This is a genomic window from Peptostreptococcus stomatis DSM 17678 (assembly GCF_000147675.1).
In the GTDB taxonomy this organism is placed as follows: domain Bacteria; phylum Bacillota; class Clostridia; order Peptostreptococcales; family Peptostreptococcaceae; genus Peptostreptococcus; species Peptostreptococcus stomatis.
Genome location: NZ_ADGQ01000008.1, coordinates 1 through 15,655 on the forward strand (window position 1 = coordinate 1; position 15,655 = coordinate 15,655).

Annotated in this window: 14 protein-coding genes and 1 other annotated feature; of the genes, 9 read left to right on the top strand and 5 right to left on the bottom strand. The window is 38.1% G+C overall.

The genetic code is table 11. From position 1 onward, the window contains the following. The 9 genes from HMPREF0634_RS01025 to pheT form a co-directional block, all read left to right on the top strand. Window positions 1–373, top strand: a 373-nt coding sequence (locus HMPREF0634_RS01025) for a cell wall-binding repeat-containing protein (protein WP_007788212.1), incomplete at its 5' end; no start/stop codon positions are given. Window positions 374–592: 219 nt separating this feature from the next. Next, window positions 593–1,543: a 50S ribosomal protein L11 methyltransferase gene (gene prmA, locus HMPREF0634_RS01030; protein ID WP_007788198.1), complete on the top strand. Its 951-nt coding sequence runs from the start codon at window positions 593–595 to the stop codon at window positions 1,541–1,543. Between the two features lie 8 nt (window positions 1,544–1,551). Beyond that, window positions 1,552–2,328 carry a 16S rRNA (uracil(1498)-N(3))-methyltransferase gene (locus HMPREF0634_RS01035; protein WP_007788197.1) on the top strand — a complete coding sequence of 259 codons (777 nt, stop codon included), beginning with the start codon at window positions 1,552–1,554 and terminating at the stop codon, window positions 2,326–2,328. A gap of 1 nt (window position 2,329) precedes the next feature. Further along, on the top strand, window positions 2,330–3,625 hold the full coding sequence (gene mtaB / locus HMPREF0634_RS01040; RefSeq protein ID WP_007788195.1) for a tRNA (N(6)-L-threonylcarbamoyladenosine(37)-C(2))-methylthiotransferase MtaB: 1,296 nt from the start codon (window positions 2,330–2,332) through the stop codon (window positions 3,623–3,625). Between the two features lie 42 nt (window positions 3,626–3,667). Next, window positions 3,668–3,991, top strand: a complete 324-nt coding sequence (locus HMPREF0634_RS01045) for a putative heavy metal-binding protein (RefSeq protein ID WP_007788234.1) — start codon at window positions 3,668–3,670, stop codon at window positions 3,989–3,991. Window positions 3,992–4,091: 100 nt separating this feature from the next. Then, entirely contained in the window at window positions 4,092–4,436 is a 345-nt protein-coding gene (locus tag HMPREF0634_RS01050) for a histidine triad nucleotide-binding protein (protein WP_007788215.1), read from the top strand. Between the two features lie 32 nt (window positions 4,437–4,468). Further along, window positions 4,469–5,290: an EFR1 family ferrodoxin gene (locus tag HMPREF0634_RS01055; RefSeq protein ID WP_007788236.1), complete on the top strand. Its 822-nt coding sequence runs from the start codon at window positions 4,469–4,471 to the stop codon at window positions 5,288–5,290. 56 nt (window positions 5,291–5,346) lie between these two features. Continuing rightward, window positions 5,347–5,566, top strand: a binding site (T-box leader). A gap of 51 nt (window positions 5,567–5,617) precedes the next feature. Beyond that, a complete protein-coding gene (gene pheS / locus HMPREF0634_RS01060) occupies window positions 5,618–6,649 on the top strand; it encodes a phenylalanine--tRNA ligase subunit alpha (RefSeq protein ID WP_040565582.1) in 1,032 nt (343 codons plus the stop codon). A gap of 14 nt (window positions 6,650–6,663) precedes the next feature. Then, on the top strand, window positions 6,664–9,054 hold the full coding sequence (gene pheT / locus HMPREF0634_RS01065; RefSeq protein WP_007788227.1) for a phenylalanine--tRNA ligase subunit beta: 2,391 nt from the start codon (window positions 6,664–6,666) through the stop codon (window positions 9,052–9,054). Between the two features lie 124 nt (window positions 9,055–9,178). Here the strand turns inward: pheT and HMPREF0634_RS01070 are convergent, their stop codons facing one another. Genes HMPREF0634_RS01070 through HMPREF0634_RS01090 form a run of 5 tightly spaced genes read right to left on the bottom strand, consistent with a single transcriptional unit; the run spans window position 9,179 to window position 15,533 of the window. Further along, window positions 9,179–10,735 carry an ABC transporter ATP-binding protein gene (locus HMPREF0634_RS01070; protein ID WP_007788219.1) on the bottom strand — a complete coding sequence of 519 codons (1,557 nt, stop codon included), beginning with the start codon at window positions 10,733–10,735 and terminating at the stop codon, window positions 9,179–9,181. Further along, window positions 10,711–11,415, bottom strand: coding sequence for an energy-coupling factor transporter transmembrane component T family protein (locus HMPREF0634_RS01075; protein ID WP_007788223.1), 705 nt, complete (start codon window positions 11,413–11,415; stop codon window positions 10,711–10,713). The genes HMPREF0634_RS01070 and HMPREF0634_RS01075 overlap by 25 nt, the downstream gene beginning before the upstream one ends. Next, window positions 11,415–12,023, bottom strand: coding sequence for an MptD family putative ECF transporter S component (locus tag HMPREF0634_RS01080; protein ID WP_007788206.1), 609 nt, complete (start codon window positions 12,021–12,023; stop codon window positions 11,415–11,417). Before HMPREF0634_RS01080 ends, HMPREF0634_RS01075 begins: the two co-directional genes overlap by 1 nt. Window positions 12,024–12,043: 20 nt before the next feature. Beyond that, entirely contained in the window at window positions 12,044–13,762 is a 1,719-nt protein-coding gene (locus HMPREF0634_RS01085; protein ID WP_007788237.1) for an ABC transporter ATP-binding protein, read from the bottom strand. 1 nt (window position 13,763) lies between these two features. Next, entirely contained in the window at window positions 13,764–15,533 is a 1,770-nt protein-coding gene (locus HMPREF0634_RS01090) for an ABC transporter ATP-binding protein (protein ID WP_007788240.1), read from the bottom strand. Window positions 15,534–15,655 lie beyond the last annotated feature (122 nt).

A 15,655-nucleotide genomic window follows, 5' to 3' on the forward strand; every position in this document is an offset into this window, starting at 1 on the left:
CCTAGACATCAAGAAGACTTATATAGCAGGTGGAACTAACACAATATCTAAGTCTACAGAAGCCAAGCTTCCAGGAGTCTTGGAAAGAATGGCAGGTAAGGACAGGTATGAAACATCAGTTGCCATAGCCAAGTCTAAGTTTAGGGATAGTAAGGAAGCCTTTATAGCATCAGGTGAAGAATTCGCAGATGCTCTAGTTATATCACCAGTATCTGGTAAGTACAATAGGCCAACATTACTGGCATCAAGAAACAAGAAGACTAATGCTGTAGTTAAGAAGTATATAGAAGAGTCTTACTTGACTAGCATTACAGCTATAGGTGGAGAAAAGTACCTACCAAATAGTATAATGTTAGATTTAGCTGGTAAGTAGAAAAGTAAATAATAAATATTATAGAAAATGTGATATAAAGATAGTATGAAAAGCTCTCCAGGGGATTTCCCTGGAGGGTATTTTTATTTATATATATCACAAGAGTATAAATGTAATAAAGATACAAGTAGATTGCTGTATGATGTCTTAACCTAATCTCCTTTTATTTGCCTGGAAAAAATGATATAATAAAAAGATACAGATACTAGGAGGTTTGGCATGAGCGATACATGGATAGAAGTTACCATAGAGACTACAACTGAGGCTGTAGAGGCCATTACAAATATATTATATGAGCATGGTGCCCAGGGTGCTATGATAGACGATCCAAAGGACTTTTTCTTCCAAAAGGCCCATGAATATGATTGGGACTATGCAGAAGAAGAATTGTTCCAGAGGGCTGATGGAGATGATTCTGTCAGGATAAAAACCTATATTTCTGAAGAAAAAGATGTAGAAGGTTTTATTTCAATAATCAGTCAAGAGGTAAAAAAATTGACTGATTACGGGATTGATATAGGTCCGGGTAGGGTTTATACTGATTCGGTAAAGGAAGAAGATTGGGCTAACAATTGGAAGCAGTACTATAAGCCTACAAGGATAGGTAAGAATATAGTAATAAAACCTGAGTGGGAAGACTATGAGCCATCGGGTGATGATATAGTTATCAGGATGGACCCGGGTATGGCCTTTGGTACTGGTAGCCATGAGACTACAAGTATGTGTATAGCCAACCTGGAAAAGTATGTGGACAAGGATTCTACAGTCTTTGATATAGGTTGTGGAAGTGGTATTTTGGGGATTGTAGCAGCGAAATTGGGGGCCAAGGATGTAGTTGGTATAGATATAGATGCTGTAGCAGTCAAGGTGGCCAATGAAAATATACTTATGAATGGTGTACAGGATATTATGCTTGCTATGGAAGGTAACCTGGCAGATGATATGGATAAGAATAGGAAGGCAGATATTGTAGTAGCTAATATAATAGCTGATATTATAATTATCCTAGCCAAGGATGTAAAAAACTTCTTGAAAGAAGGGGGCATTTTTATATCTTCTGGTATAATATTGGCTAAGGTAGATGATGTGGTTGCTAGCCTTGAAGAAAATGGTTTCGAAGTAGTAAGTGTAGAAAAGAAGGGCGAATGGGCCTGTGTAATTGCTAGGTAGGAGAAGGTATGGATAGGTTTTTTGTGGAACCAGGTCAACTTAATTTAGGTGACAAAACCCTTTATATAGAGGGGGAAGATGTCAAACACATCAGCAAGGTCTTGAGGTATGACCAGGGCGACGAGATAGAGGTATGTGACTCCAATAAGCATGAATATTTATGTAGGATTGAGTCTATAGATAAGACTAGAATCAACCTGTCTATAGTAGAAGAAATAGATATTAACAGGGAGTCGAGGGTTAGGGTCAGCCTATACCAGGGTTTACCAAAATCAACTAAGATGGAAATTATCCTGCAAAAATTGACAGAGGCTGGTGTGGATGAGATAGTCCTTGTAAATACCAGGAGGTCTGTTGTAAATATAAAGGGAGACAAGGCCGACAAAAAGTTTGACCGCTGGGAAAGGATTATATACGAGGCTGCCAAACAGTGTAAGAGGGGCCTTATACCCAAACTAAGGGGGATATTATCCTTTGAAGAGGCACTTGAAGATATGGGGAAAAATGATATAAATATATGCCCATATGAGGATGAAAAGAGCCTGGGTATCAAGGAAGCCTTGCAGACTGACCTAGTGAAAAATATAATAGACAAAAAGGATGAGGTCAGGGTTGGTATATTTATAGGACCAGAAGGTGGATTCACTCAAGAAGAAAATGACATGGTCAAGGAGGCTGGTATAGCTTCTGTAACTATGGGGCCTAGGATATTCAGGACGGAGACTGCATCCATTGTAGCTACAGCCATAACACTATATGAGCTGGGCGATATAGGAGGAAGTTAATTTGAAGAAAGTGGCATTTTATACATTGGGCTGTAAGGTCAACCAATATGAGACCGAAGCAATGCTTGAAATGTTTGAAAAAAATGGTTATGAAAATGTAGGTAGTGAGGACTATGCAGACGTATATGTTATAAATACCTGTACAGTAACCCATATGTCCGACAGGAAGTCTAGACAGTATATTAGGCGTGTGAAAAAGAAAAATCCAAATTCTATAATAGCTGTTGTAGGTTGCTATTCCCAGGTTTCGCCAGAGGAAATCCTGGATATAGAGGATGTAAACCTGGTAATGGGAACCAATGACAGGAGGACTATTGTAGACAAGGTTGACAAGATAGATTCTAATTCCAAGGTCAGCACTGTTGACGATATTATGAAGGTCAGGGAGTTTGAAGAGATAGAAATTAGCCAGACAAATGGTAAGACCAGGGCCTTTATAAAGATTCAGGATGGTTGCGATAGGTATTGTAGTTACTGTATAATCCCCTATGCAAGAGGAAGGATCAGGTCTAGGGATAGGCAGAGTATCATAGAAGAAATAGAAAAGTTGGCTGCCAATGGTTATAAGGAGGTAGTCCTAACTGGGATTCACGTAGCTTCTTATGGTAGGGACCTGGATGAAGATATAGATATACTTACTGTGATAAAGGATGTAAATAAGGTTGAAGGTATAGAGAGGATAAGGCTAAGTTCTGTAGAGCCAGTACTCTTTACAGAGGACTTTATAGACCAGATCAGCAAGATTGATAAGTTGGTTCCCCACTACCACCTATCACTTCAGAGTGGCTGCGATGCTACCTTAAAGAGGATGAATAGGAGGTACACTACAGAAGACTACAAGAGGACAGTTGACAATCTTAGGGCCAGGATACCCAGGGTATCTTTGACTACAGATGTCATAGTAGGTTTTCCAGGCGAGACCAATGAGGAATTTTCCCAGACGCTTGCCTACTTAAAGGACCTAAAGCTAATGCATATGCATGTATTTAAGTATTCGCCTAGGAAGGGGACCCCGGCAGCCGTCATGGAAGACCAGGTAGATCCTCAGATGAAGCAGATGAGGAGCGATTCCTTGCTTGCCCTGTCGACAAAGAATTTTAAGCTTTTTGCCGACCAGTTTATAAATACAGACCTCAAGGTCCTATTTGAAGAGGTTGACAAGGATGGATATTACGAGGGCTTGACTGATAACTATATGAGGATTAAGGTCAGGTCAGACCTGGATATAAGGGGGCAAATCTTGCCGGTAAGGATTGAAGAAATTTGTGATGATTACTGCATAGCAGGCCTAGTGTAAGGGATTTTGCTGGCAGAATTAATATAAAGGGAGGAAAGCATTATGATTATAACAACAACTGGAAAAGTAGAAGGAAGAAATGTTGATGCCTATCTAGGTATAGTATTTGGTGAGGTAATCACTGGTATCAATATATTTAAGGATATCGGTGCAGGCCTAAGAAATATCTTTGGTGGAAGGAGTCAAGGATATGAAGAAGAACTGATGACTGCTAGGGAAAATGCCCTAAAGGAATTAGAAGAAAGGGCCAAGGCCTTGGGTGCCGATGCAGTTATAGGTGTAAAGATGGACTATGAAGTATTGGGAGCTGACAATGGTATGTTGATGGTGACTTGCTCAGGGACAGCTGTAAAGCTTAACTACTAGGAATTAAAGAAGAGGTTAGACTTAATAGCCGGCCCCTAGTATGTCTTAATTTGAGATATTTTGAAAGAAATAAAACAAGATAAAATGTGGAGGTAAGGATATGGATTGTATTTTTTGTAAGCTAGCAAATGGGGATATACCAACAAATATGGTGTACGAAGATGATAAGGTAGTAGCCTTTAGGGATATGAGCCCAGTTACACCTGTTCATATTTTAGTTGTTCCTAAGAAGCACTATGCCAGCCTAGAAGATGTACCAATGGAAGAAATGGATATAATAGCAGATATCCACAGGGCTATCAGGAAGATAGCAGTCCTGGAAGGCTTTGCTGAAAGTGGCTATAGGGTAATTAATAATTGTGGTAAAGATGGGGGCCAGGAAGTACCACATATCCACTACCACCTACTAGCAGGTAAGCCACTTACTAAGTTGATAACAGACTAGAATAAAACAATTAAATGCTGGAGGGATGAGATTTGGAAAATCCAATTAAGAGAATTTTTGCAGTTTATTTTAGTCCGACTGGTGGATGTAAGGATATATGCCTAAGGATTAGTGGTATGATGGCAGAAATTTTGGGTCTAGACATTGAAAAAATTGATTTGACTAGTTTGACTAATAGACAAGAGGTCCATGAATTTGTCCAGGGAGACCTGGTATTTATAACCAGTCCGGTATATGCCAGCAGGCTACCGAATAAGATTGTTGGGGACCTTAGGACCTGTCTTGTATCCAAGGGGGCCTATGCTCTTCCTATGGTAGTATATGGTAATAGGAGTCCTGGAGATGCCTTAAATGAGCTGAGGTCGGTCTGTCAGGGGGCAGGTTTTTCCGTCCTGGCCGGGGCAAGTCTGGTTGCCAGACATGCCTTTTCAGACGACATAGGCAGGGGTAGGCCTGATGACCAGGATCTCAAGGAATATAAGGACTTTGTAGATGGCCTTGCAGATAAGCTTAGGTCTGATAAACTTGACTTTATTAGATTGGCAGATGACTATGAGCCGGAGCCCTACTATGTACCCCTAAAAGTGGATGGAAGTCCAGCCAAGTTCCTAAAGGCCAAGCCAAAGACTGATGCCTCTAAGTGTGACCAGTGTGGCATATGCTACAGGGTCTGTCCAATGTCGAGTATCAGTAAGGATGACTATTCTGATGTGGTTGGTATCTGTATCAAGTGTCAGGCCTGTATCAGGAAGTGTCCTCAGGGGGCAAAGTACTTTGATGACGAGGAATTTTTGTCACACGTTGCCATGGTTAGGGAAAACTTTACCAGAAGAGCGACAAATAAATTCATATAAAAACTTGAATTTTTTCAAATAGTCTGATAAAATTAGACTTATTAAAAAGATTATAAGTAAATGCTTTGAAGGAGAAAAGTAGGCTAGTACATGCAAGCCAGAGAGTAGTTGGTTGGTGAAAAACTATTTGTTGTATTATTTGAAGTTCACTCCGGAGCAGTCCGGCTGAATTAATAGTAGGTCGGAACGTTATGTGCGTTAAACTTTTGAGGTGGTTTGTGGTATATACACAAACTATTAGGGTGGTACCGCGATTTCAGACCTTTCGTCCCTATGGATGGAAGGTCTTTTTTATATTCAAAAATATATATGAAAGGAATGTTGGATATGCAAGAAAAATTGAAAAATCTTAAAAAGTTAGCTGAAGAACAGATAAAGTCGGCTGGTAACCTAGAAGAAGTTGAAAAATTAAGGGTTGACCTGCTTGGTAAAAAGGGTGAGTTGACAAAAATACTAAAGGAAATGGGCAAGTTGTCAGCAGATGAAAAACCTATAATTGGTAAACTGGGAAATGAAATCAGGGAAATGATTACAGAAGGTATTGCTGAGAAAAAGGAAAGCATCAAGTCTGCCATGCTAGAGAAAAAACTAGAAATGGAAAAGATAGATGTAACTATGCCAGGTAAGGAATTTAAGGTTGGCAAGAAGCATATTATCAGTAAGATGGTAGATGAGGTTACAGAAATATTTATGGGTATGGGCTTTTCAATAGCTGAAGGCCCAGAAATAGAGACAGTTAGGAATAACTTTGATGCCCTTAATGCACCAAAGGACCACCCATCTAGGGATATGACGGATACTTTCTATATCACTGAAGACATCCTTCTAAGGACTCAGACATCTCCAGTCCAGGTTAGGACTATGGAAGAGGCTGTGAAGAACAATGACTTGCCACTAAAGATAATAGTGCCAGGTAGGTGTTTTAGAAGTGATAGTCCAGATGCTACCCATTCACCAATGTTCCACCAGATAGAGGTATTGGTAGTAGGTAAGGACATTACATTTACAGAATTTAAGGGGACTATGGAAACCTTCGTAAAGAAGCTGTTTGGACCAGAGACAAAAACTAAGTTCAGACCTCATAACTTCCCATTTACAGAGCCAAGTGCAGAAATAGACGTGTCATGCTTCAAGTGTGGTGGTGCAGGTTGTCCTGTTTGTAAGGGAGAAGGTTGGATAGAGATACTTGGAGCAGGTATGGTTCACCCTAACGTACTTAGAAATTGTGGCATAGACCCGGAAGTTTACTCTGGCTTTGCTGCGGGTATGGGTGTAGAAAGACTAGGTATGTTGAAGTATGGAATCGACGATATCAGGCTTATGTTTGAAAATGACGTTAGGTTCTTGGACCAGTTCTAATAGGAGGTAGTAATATGTTAGTTTCATTAAAATGGTTAAGAGATTATGTTGATATAGACCTTGATGCCCAGACATTTGGTGACAAGATGACCATGACAGGTACTAAGACTGAAACGGTAGAGTACTATGGCCAGGACATATCAAATGTAGTGGTAGGTAAAATTTTAAAGATAGAGGGTCACCCAGATGCTGACAAGTTAGTGGTTGCCCAGGTAGAAGTTGGCAAGGACCAGCCTGTCCAGATAGTTACAGGAGCAAAAAATGTATCTGAGGGAGACTTTATACCAGTAGCCCTTGATGGTGCCAAGCTACCAGGAGGGGTGACTATAAAAAATGGCCAGCTTAGAGGGGTAGAATCAAATGGTATGATGTGCTCTTCTAATGAGTTGGGTATAGACGAGAAGTTCGTTGACGACTATAAGAAAAATGGTATCTATATACTAGACATGGAAGAATCATATGTACCTGGTATGGATATTAAGGAAGTCCTGGGTTTGAATGATGCTGTCATAGACTTTGAATTGACATCAAACAGACCAGACTGTAGGTGTATGATAGGTATAGCCAGGGAAGCGGCCGTAACTTTAGGTACTAAGACTAAGTACCCAGAGGTAAATGTAAAAGAAGAATCAGACAGGGAAATAGATGTAGAAATCAAGATAGAAAACCCGGACTTGTGTTCTAGGTACCTGGCAAGAAGGGTAACAGATGTAAAGATAGAAAAATCTCCATACTGGATGCAAAGAAGACTGATAGAAGCAGGCGTAAGACCTATAAACAATATCGTCGATATCACTAACTTTGTAATGCTAGAGATGGGTCAGCCTATGCATGCCTTTGATATGAGGGAGATAGGAAACAAAAAGATTGTGGTTAGAAATGCCAAGGAAGGTGAAGTATTTACCACACTTGATGGCCAGGAAAGAAGGCTTGACCCAGAAATGTTGATGATTACTAATGGTGAAAAGACACTGGGTGTAGCAGGTATAATGGGTGGCCTTGAATCAGGTATAAAGGATGATACTGTAGAGATTATGTTTGAGTCTGCAGTATTCAACCGTGAAAATATCAGGAAGTCATCCAAGAAACTAGGCCTAAGGTCGGAATCATCTTCTAGGTTTGAAAAGGGAGTTTCTTTGGATAATGCTGAATTAGCCCTAGAAAGAGCTGCCCAGCTAGTTGAAATACTTGGTGCAGGTAAGGTTATGAGAGGCAAGGTTGACGAGTATCCAGAGGTTAAGCCTCTTCAAACTATCACAGTAAGCCCAAGGAGGATAAATGCCAGGATAGGCATAGATATACCTATGGACAAGTTCTGTGGAATCCTTGAAGACTTAGAATTTAAGTGCAATTTAGTTTCAGAAGATGAACTAATACTTGAAGTACCAAGCTTCAGGTTGGATATAGAACAGGAAGCGGATATATTTGAGGAAATAGCTAGAATCTATGGTTTTGAAAATATACCATCCGTTCAGTTGCAGGGGAATTCAACAGCCGGTGTAAAGACTGACAAGCAGAAGTACTTGGAAAGGGTTAAGGATACAGCCCTAGCTTGTGGCCTATATGAAACCTTGACATATTCATTTGTAAGCCCTAAGGGTCTAGACAAGATTAGGGTACCACAGGATTCTAAGTTAAGAGATGTAGTTAAATTGATAAACCCACTTGGTGAAGACACATCTATAATGAGGACTACTCTGATACCAAATATGCTAGATGTAGTTTACACTAATTCATCTCGTAATATAGACCAGCTAGCTATATTTGAATGTGGTCATGTATTTACCCCAGATGATATGGCAGGGGTTGAAGAAACAAGGATCTGTATAGGAATGTACGGTGATGGTGTGGATTTCTTTGTATTAAAGGGTATGGTTGAAAAAATATTTGAAAGGGTTGGTCTTAGAGGACATAGGTATCTGGCAGACAAGAATAATACATCCTTCCACCCAGGTAGGTGTGCAGACATCTTGTGTGACAACAAGTTCCTAGGTACAATTGGTGAAATCCATCCTGAAGTCCTAGACAATTATGGTATAGGCAAGAGGGTATACATAGCTGAGATAGACCTTGATACAGTGTATAGTCTGGCTAACGATACAATAGTATTCAAGTCCCTACCTAAGTATCCGGCTATTACCAGGGATATAGCTCTAGTGGTTAAGAACGAGGTAGAGGTTGCAGCTATAGAAGAGGTTATCATGGATAATGCTGGTGGCCTGGTAGAAGCTTGTAAGTTATTTGATGTATACAAGGGAGACCAGATAGGTCAGGGCTACAAGTCAGTTGCCTATTCACTAGTATATAGGAGTTTAGACAAGACATTGACAGATGACGATGTGGTTGCTGTACATGACAAGATCTTAGCAGAGCTAAAGGCAAGACTTGGGGCTGAGTTAAGGTAGTAGATTTAAGAATTTAATAGGTAGTAAAAGGGAGCCAGCATCCAGTCGTTCGGACTAGAATGCTGGCTCCCAATTTTGTTGGAGACTATTTTTATAGATTAGTCCTCATTTTTGTATTTGAGTGTTAAAAAGAACTTTTAATAAAGCTTTTTACAAGGTTTTCATTACCATAGATAGGAAGTTTTCTATTTTCGTTATTATCCAAGAACAAGACAGTATCTGCAACTTTGGATAGTAGTTCCATATCATGAGTTATAAGAATAATAGGTTGACTTTCTTTTTTTTTCTCAATTTCCTTGGCTACCATATCCATCCTTAAAAAATCTAATCCTGCAGAGGGTTCATCTAGTATTAGAAGCTTTCGTTCACTCAGTAGTCCTAGTATGAGTGTCAATCTCTGTTTTTCTCCAACGGATAATTCTTGAGGTCTTAAACTCCTTTTATTCCATAGGTCTAGGTTAATTAAGAGCCCTTTTACCCTAGATAAATATTCTTGGTCTTTTAACTTATTTCTAGGTATTAGCTCATGTTCGATAGTATGGGAAAACAACTGAGACGAGGCATCCTGCATAATAAAATAAGAATTTTTAAGTCTTTCTTTTTTATTTTTTCCGTAGCTGGTAAAGCCAGACCTTATTGGTAGGAGACCTGATAGTTGCCTAGATAAGCTAGTCTTTCCTATACCATTTTTACCTAGTATAGCCATACATTCACCTCTTGAAATATTAAAATTGACATCTTTTATAAGGCATTTTTTGCCAATTTCTACACATAGATTTTTGACTTCTAAGTAGTCATCAAAAAAGGATTCTTCATTGGTATATTTGCTAGGTATTCTGGTTTTAGTAAGCAGTTTATCTTCATCAAGACAACGTAAATTATTTTCTTTAATAATATCTTCACTAACTTTTTCTCTTTCATAAATATTGCCTATTTTACCATCTTTCATTATAAGTAATTTATCAAAAATATTTTTTAAATAGTATAGTCTGTGTTCTGCTATTATTATAGTTTTGCCTAAGTTTTTTAGTTTTAAAAGAGCCTTTTCTAGGTCTTTTATAGATGAATAGTCTAAACTAGCTGATGGTTCATCAAATATTATTACATCCGTATCATAGATTAGGGTAGAGGCAATAGCTACCCTTTGCCTTTGTCCACCTGATAGGTCGAAAACTGACATATTTCTAATGGAATCAAGATTCATAAATGAGATGGCTTGATCAACTTTTTTTACTAGTTCAGAATGATCCATACCAAGATTTTCTCCAACCAGGGCTATTTCATCTTCTGCTATAGTAGAAAAGAACTGGTCCTTGGGGTTTTGAAAGACATTGCCCATGTATTTAGCAATTTCTCCGTTTAAGAAACTAGAGATATCTTTACCATTTAGATAGATAGAACCTCTAAGATTACCTTCATAAAAATATGGTATAAGGCCATTGATTGTTCTCAGTAGGGTTGTCTTACCACAGCCTGACAGGCCAGATATTAGTATACATTGACCTTTTTTAATATTTAGGTTGATTTTCCCTAATATCTTATTTTCTCCATAGGAATATTCATCTATTGATATATCTATGATGCTGTTTTTATCTAGATTAGGCACGTTCTTTTCTTGGGACTTTAATATATTATCATTTTTTTCATCTATATTAATTATATTTTCTTGTATTTTATCCATATACAACCTCCAAGTATTAAAAATCCCACAGCTAGGACTAGTGTATCTAGGTAAGAAAATTTGAATTTCCTGTAATTTGTCTTCTTACAGGGGTAGTCTATTCCTTTAGTAATTATAGAGCAAGTCAGAATGTCACTAATATCCAATACTTTGTACATAAGGGGTACAATAAAAATCTCAAAGCTACGTATAGGGTGAATAAGATTAAATCCAAGTCCCCTTGTTTTAGCACCTTCATGAATTTGTCCAAGCCTAGCATAAAACTCAGGCAGAAACCTAAAAAATATGGCTATGCTTATACATAATTTATGGGGTAGCCCTATTTCCCTAAAAGTCGCCATAAGTATATTGGATGAATAACTAGAAAAAATTTTTGCCAATATAAATAAGGGACTAAGCTTTATCATAATAAGTAACATAATATAGATTGCTCCAGTCCAATGCCCCATTTCTAATCCTATATTAATAAGTTTGGCTAACAAGAATAGAATGAGTAAGCAGGCTAGACTCTTTAGGCTTTCTTTTTTAATTACAAGAACCTCCATAAGGATTGCTAGGATAAGCATGGCCAGGTAGAGGCTTTGATTTGCTATCAGGGTAGATATGGAGAAAAGTACCATCAAGATAAAAATGGTAATGGGTTTAAAGTAGCTCCTATTATTTTTTGCTGAAATTTTCATTAGTCTAATATTGATCCATTCTTTATATTTTTGGCAAAGAACTTTTTGTGTATATATTTTGCCAGTAATACACCCAAAATAGAAGCAATTATCTGTATACACATTATTATTAAAAAGTTCCTAGGATTAAAGAAAAAGTCACGCATCCACTGGGCCTTTTCAAGAGTGAACATCTTAGGGAATTGATTCACTAGACCTTGAGTACCCAGGACAAGTATGAAAAGGAAACCATGCAGTGAATATATTGTTTCTGCAATTACAAATGCAAGTCCTATGCGCTTATATTCATTATCGTCATCATAATTGTTTTTAGTTCCAGCAATTATTTCGCCAACAATACCAGATAGGAGCATGATAATAAGCATAGGCCAAAATCCCATTACAGAATATGCAAGACCTGATATCAAGTAGTATAAAAAGATGCAAGATTTCTTGTGAATCTTTTTGTACATTATAATAAATATAGGAGCTGTAAGTAGGCTGCCTATTGATGTGTGTATGAAGGGACCATATATTCCCAAAGCACTAGTAGCCAGACCTGTTACAATACTAATCACAAAACCTATTACACCGAATAGAGTTATTTTTACGATATCTTTTAAATCCATTTTTTACCTCCTATAAATTTTTACTGTTTCTGAGTCTTCCATAGTTTGTAGAATAAGCCTTGATTTGCAATCAATTCATCTGAAGATCCTTCTTCTACAATACGACCCTCATCAAGGACAATTATCTGGTCAGCATTTTCAACAGTCCTCAACCTATGGGCTATTATTATCACTGTTTTATTTTTTATAAGTTTAGATAAGGCTTCCTGTATTTTGGTTTCATTGTCAGCATCGACACTGGAAGTAGATTCATCCAGGAATATGATCGGTGCATCCTTTAGGATAGCCCTGGCTATGGATATTCTCTGCCTTTCACCGCCGGATAGTAGGGCCCCGTTTTCTCCAATTTTAGTCATATAGCCATCTGGTAGGGTCTGGATAAAATCATCTAGTTGGGCAATCTTGGCAGCCTCCATTACCTCCTGGTCTGTGGCATTTTTCTTTCCTATTCTGATATTTTCCATAATAGTGTTATTAAAGAGGATGACATCCTGGAATACCATTGAATAGTGTTTTAACAAGCTTTCGGGATCTATATCCCTGATGTCTACCCCACCTAGCTTGATCTGTCCGGAATTTACATCCCAAAATCTCAGCATTAATTTTGTCAAAGTGGACTTTCCACAGCCTGATGGGCCTACAAGGGCCGTAGTTTGACCCTGTTTAGCAAGGAAACTAACATCCTTGATAACCATTGTATCATCATAACCAAAAGTCACATTTTTCAACTCTATATCAAAGTTATTTATATCTACATCCTGGCCGGTCATTAATTCTGCATTAAATATTTCTTTCATTCTTTCGTTAGGAATCTGAACCAGCATAAATTCTATGATAAAGGCCAGGCAGGCATCCATAGGTGAGTAAATAACCAGGCAGGCGATTAGTAGTCCTAGGTATTGGGCCAGGCTAAGGCCTCCACTAGTGTATTGTCCAATTCCAACTAAAATTGATGAAAGTACGCCCAACCTCAGTAGGGAGCTAATTGGTCCCAACATAAGGGGGATAGATATCTCTGCCTTTAGATGTTTTTCTTCTTCTTCATCTAATTGGATTTTAAATTCATCCAGGGTTTTTTCCTGTCTCTGGTAACCCTTGATAGGGAGTATATTTTCCAGAATTTCCTGGATGGAGTCAGAAACCTTGAGTTTTTCATCGTGGTGGATTTTTTCCAATCTTATCATCTTGTTTCTAGCTGCAAATATCAGGGCTAGTCCAAGAGGGAAGGGCCACATAAGGGCAATAGCCATTTTGACGTTCATACTAGCTATCATTAGTCCTATCAGGCATACAGAGATTATATTACCATAGAATTGGGGTACTGAATGGGAATATGCATGCTCCATACTTTCCATATCGCTCATTATAGTGGCGGTAAGGTCAGATAGGTCCCTCTTGTTGAAGAAGGATAGGGGGAGTTTTCTCATATGCTCTGATAGGGAAATCCTCTTTTTAGCTATTTCAGTGTATGTAGTAGTATATACGCTATCATACTGGAGTCTATTTGCAAGATATATGCATACAATTGTTAGGGGCACCAGGATGATATAGTAGATAGGTGTATACCTAGCCTGTGTATGGAATTTATATATATTTAGGCTCTCATCCAAAAATAGGAAGACTATCATCATTGGTAGCATGAATGATATATTTAGGAGTGCGCTATATATTACTCCCTTTGACATCTTTTTTGCACCCTCAGGAGAGAGTGAATATTTATTTTGTAGAAATTTATTCATTTTATACCCTCCATTCTATACTCTTTGAATAATTCTTGTAGAGGTCTTTATAATATGGGCAGTTATCAATCAGGTAGTCATGTTTACCCTTGTCGAGTATCTGACCCTTCTTCATAACAATTATCTCGTCTACGTTTTTTATCGAATTTAGCCTGTGGGCTATCATAATAGTCGTCTTATTGGCCTTTAGTTTTTCTAGACTCTTTAGGATTTTATTTTCATTTTCCGGATCGGCAAAGGCAGTAGCTTCATCCAATAGGAGGATTGGAGCATCCTTTAAAAACGCCCTGGCTATAGAGATTCTTTGGGCTTCTCCACCGGAAATATAGGTTCCCTTTTGACCAATAATAGTATCGAGTCCATTATCCATCCTGGCCAAGATATTTTGGCAACTACTGGCTTCTATTGCACTGGTGATCTCAGCATCACTATAGTCACGTCCCATGCAGATATTTTCCCTTAGGCTCATTTTAAGGAGCTTATTTTCCTGGAATACTATAGCCAATTTGGACATAAGTTCACTTTCTTTTATACTTTTTATATTGACCCCATTTAGCCTTATTTGACCTTTATCTATGTCATAAAAACGACCTATAAGGTTTAGAAGGGTTGACTTGCCAGAACCACTTTCGCCTACCAGGGCATAGGTCTTATTCTTTTCGAAGTGTATACTTATATTAGAAAGGGCAGGAGTGTCCTTGCCAGGATATGTATAAGTCACTTGGTCGAATACTATACCACTTTCATCCTTCTTATCATAGTCGAACTCTTTTATAGGGTCTAGGTCGAATATAGTGTCTAGCTTCTGTATTGTTACTGCGAACTGGTTCCTGGATTCTGATAGGGTTGCCAGTCTCATCAGGCTGGAATGCAGGTTCATGGAAATTATTATATAGAGGATAGAATTTGTCAATAATTTAAGTGGTTGATCTGCTCCGTTAATCAATATAATTGTTATTGGTCCTATTAGAATTGTTGGTAGGTATAGGGCTAGTGTATAGAGAGTCATTGGCAATTTACAGTAGTTGACAAAAAATTTGGCCTTTTCATCATAATCCATGATAACCGAATAAAATTTTTGGAAACTTTCGATAGTTTGGTTGAAAACCTTGACTACAGGCATACCCCTGATAAATTCTACACCGCTGATACCCAGGTTTTCTGATGTGGTCATATATTCTTCCATAAGTTTTTTAGTCTTAGGTCCCATCATCATAGACATACTTGCCATGGCGAAGGCAATACCCAGTAGGCAGATAATCCCAAGTTTAATATCTACCACAAGGATAAACACAATCATAAGTATAGGTACGACTACAGCAGAAGCCATATCAGGCATAATATGGGCTATAAAGCTGTGGGTCTTTGAGGCGTTATCATCTATCATCCTCCTGATCCTACCTGAATCTTCATTTTCAAAATAACCTATAGGTAATTTCATCAGGTGGGAAACTGCCCTCTTCCTGATATTTTTTTCTACCCTAAAGGCTAGAAGATGTGAAAAAGCCTGACTTAAGAGTCCGGTTAGTATACCTATAACCTGGCTGATAAAGATCCATAGGGCATATGTCTTAATTAGCCGAATATTTACCTGGTCGCTCGTAATTAATTCCATGGCTATTTTCCATACAAAGTAGTAGGGGATTACAGCCACTATACCAGAAAATGACGATATCAAGATGGATAGAGGGTAGCAGTATTTTTTGTCTCCACCATATTGGTTGACTACCCCTGAAATACTAATCTTAGAATTTTTTTTCTTGGATTTCATTGTTAGCCTCCTTTATATAATATATAATAGTAATTATTACAAGCTAATATTAACTTATATTGATAACGATTTCAATACTTATAAGAAAAGAAAGACTAAACAAAATAAATGGCTAATCGAGA

What these genes read in the sequence shown, in the direction of transcription:
- prmA (WP_007788198.1), top strand. Translation starts at nt 593, where the DNA reads ATGAGCGATACATGGATAGAAGTTACCATAGAGACTACAACTGAGGCT.
- HMPREF0634_RS01035 (WP_007788197.1), top strand. Translation starts at nt 1,552, where the DNA reads ATGGATAGGTTTTTTGTGGAACCAGGTCAACTTAATTTAGGTGACAAA.
- HMPREF0634_RS01045 (WP_007788234.1), top strand. Translation starts at nt 3,668, where the DNA reads ATGATTATAACAACAACTGGAAAAGTAGAAGGAAGAAATGTTGATGCC.
- HMPREF0634_RS01050 (WP_007788215.1), top strand. Translation starts at nt 4,092, where the DNA reads ATGGATTGTATTTTTTGTAAGCTAGCAAATGGGGATATACCAACAAAT.
- pheS (WP_040565582.1), top strand. Translation starts at nt 5,618, where the DNA reads ATGCAAGAAAAATTGAAAAATCTTAAAAAGTTAGCTGAAGAACAGATA.
- pheT (WP_007788227.1), top strand. Translation starts at nt 6,664, where the DNA reads ATGTTAGTTTCATTAAAATGGTTAAGAGATTATGTTGATATAGACCTT.
- HMPREF0634_RS01070 (WP_007788219.1), bottom strand. Translation starts at nt 10,735, where the DNA reads ATGGATAAAATACAAGAAAATATAATTAATATAGATGAAAAAAATGAT.
- HMPREF0634_RS01075 (WP_007788223.1), bottom strand. Translation starts at nt 11,415, where the DNA reads ATGAAAATTTCAGCAAAAAATAATAGGAGCTACTTTAAACCCATTACC.
- HMPREF0634_RS01080 (WP_007788206.1), bottom strand. Translation starts at nt 12,023, where the DNA reads ATGGATTTAAAAGATATCGTAAAAATAACTCTATTCGGTGTAATAGGT.
- HMPREF0634_RS01085 (WP_007788237.1), bottom strand. Translation starts at nt 13,762, where the DNA reads ATGAATAAATTTCTACAAAATAAATATTCACTCTCTCCTGAGGGTGCA.
- HMPREF0634_RS01090 (WP_007788240.1), bottom strand. Translation starts at nt 15,533, where the DNA reads ATGAAATCCAAGAAAAAAAATTCTAAGATTAGTATTTCAGGGGTAGTC.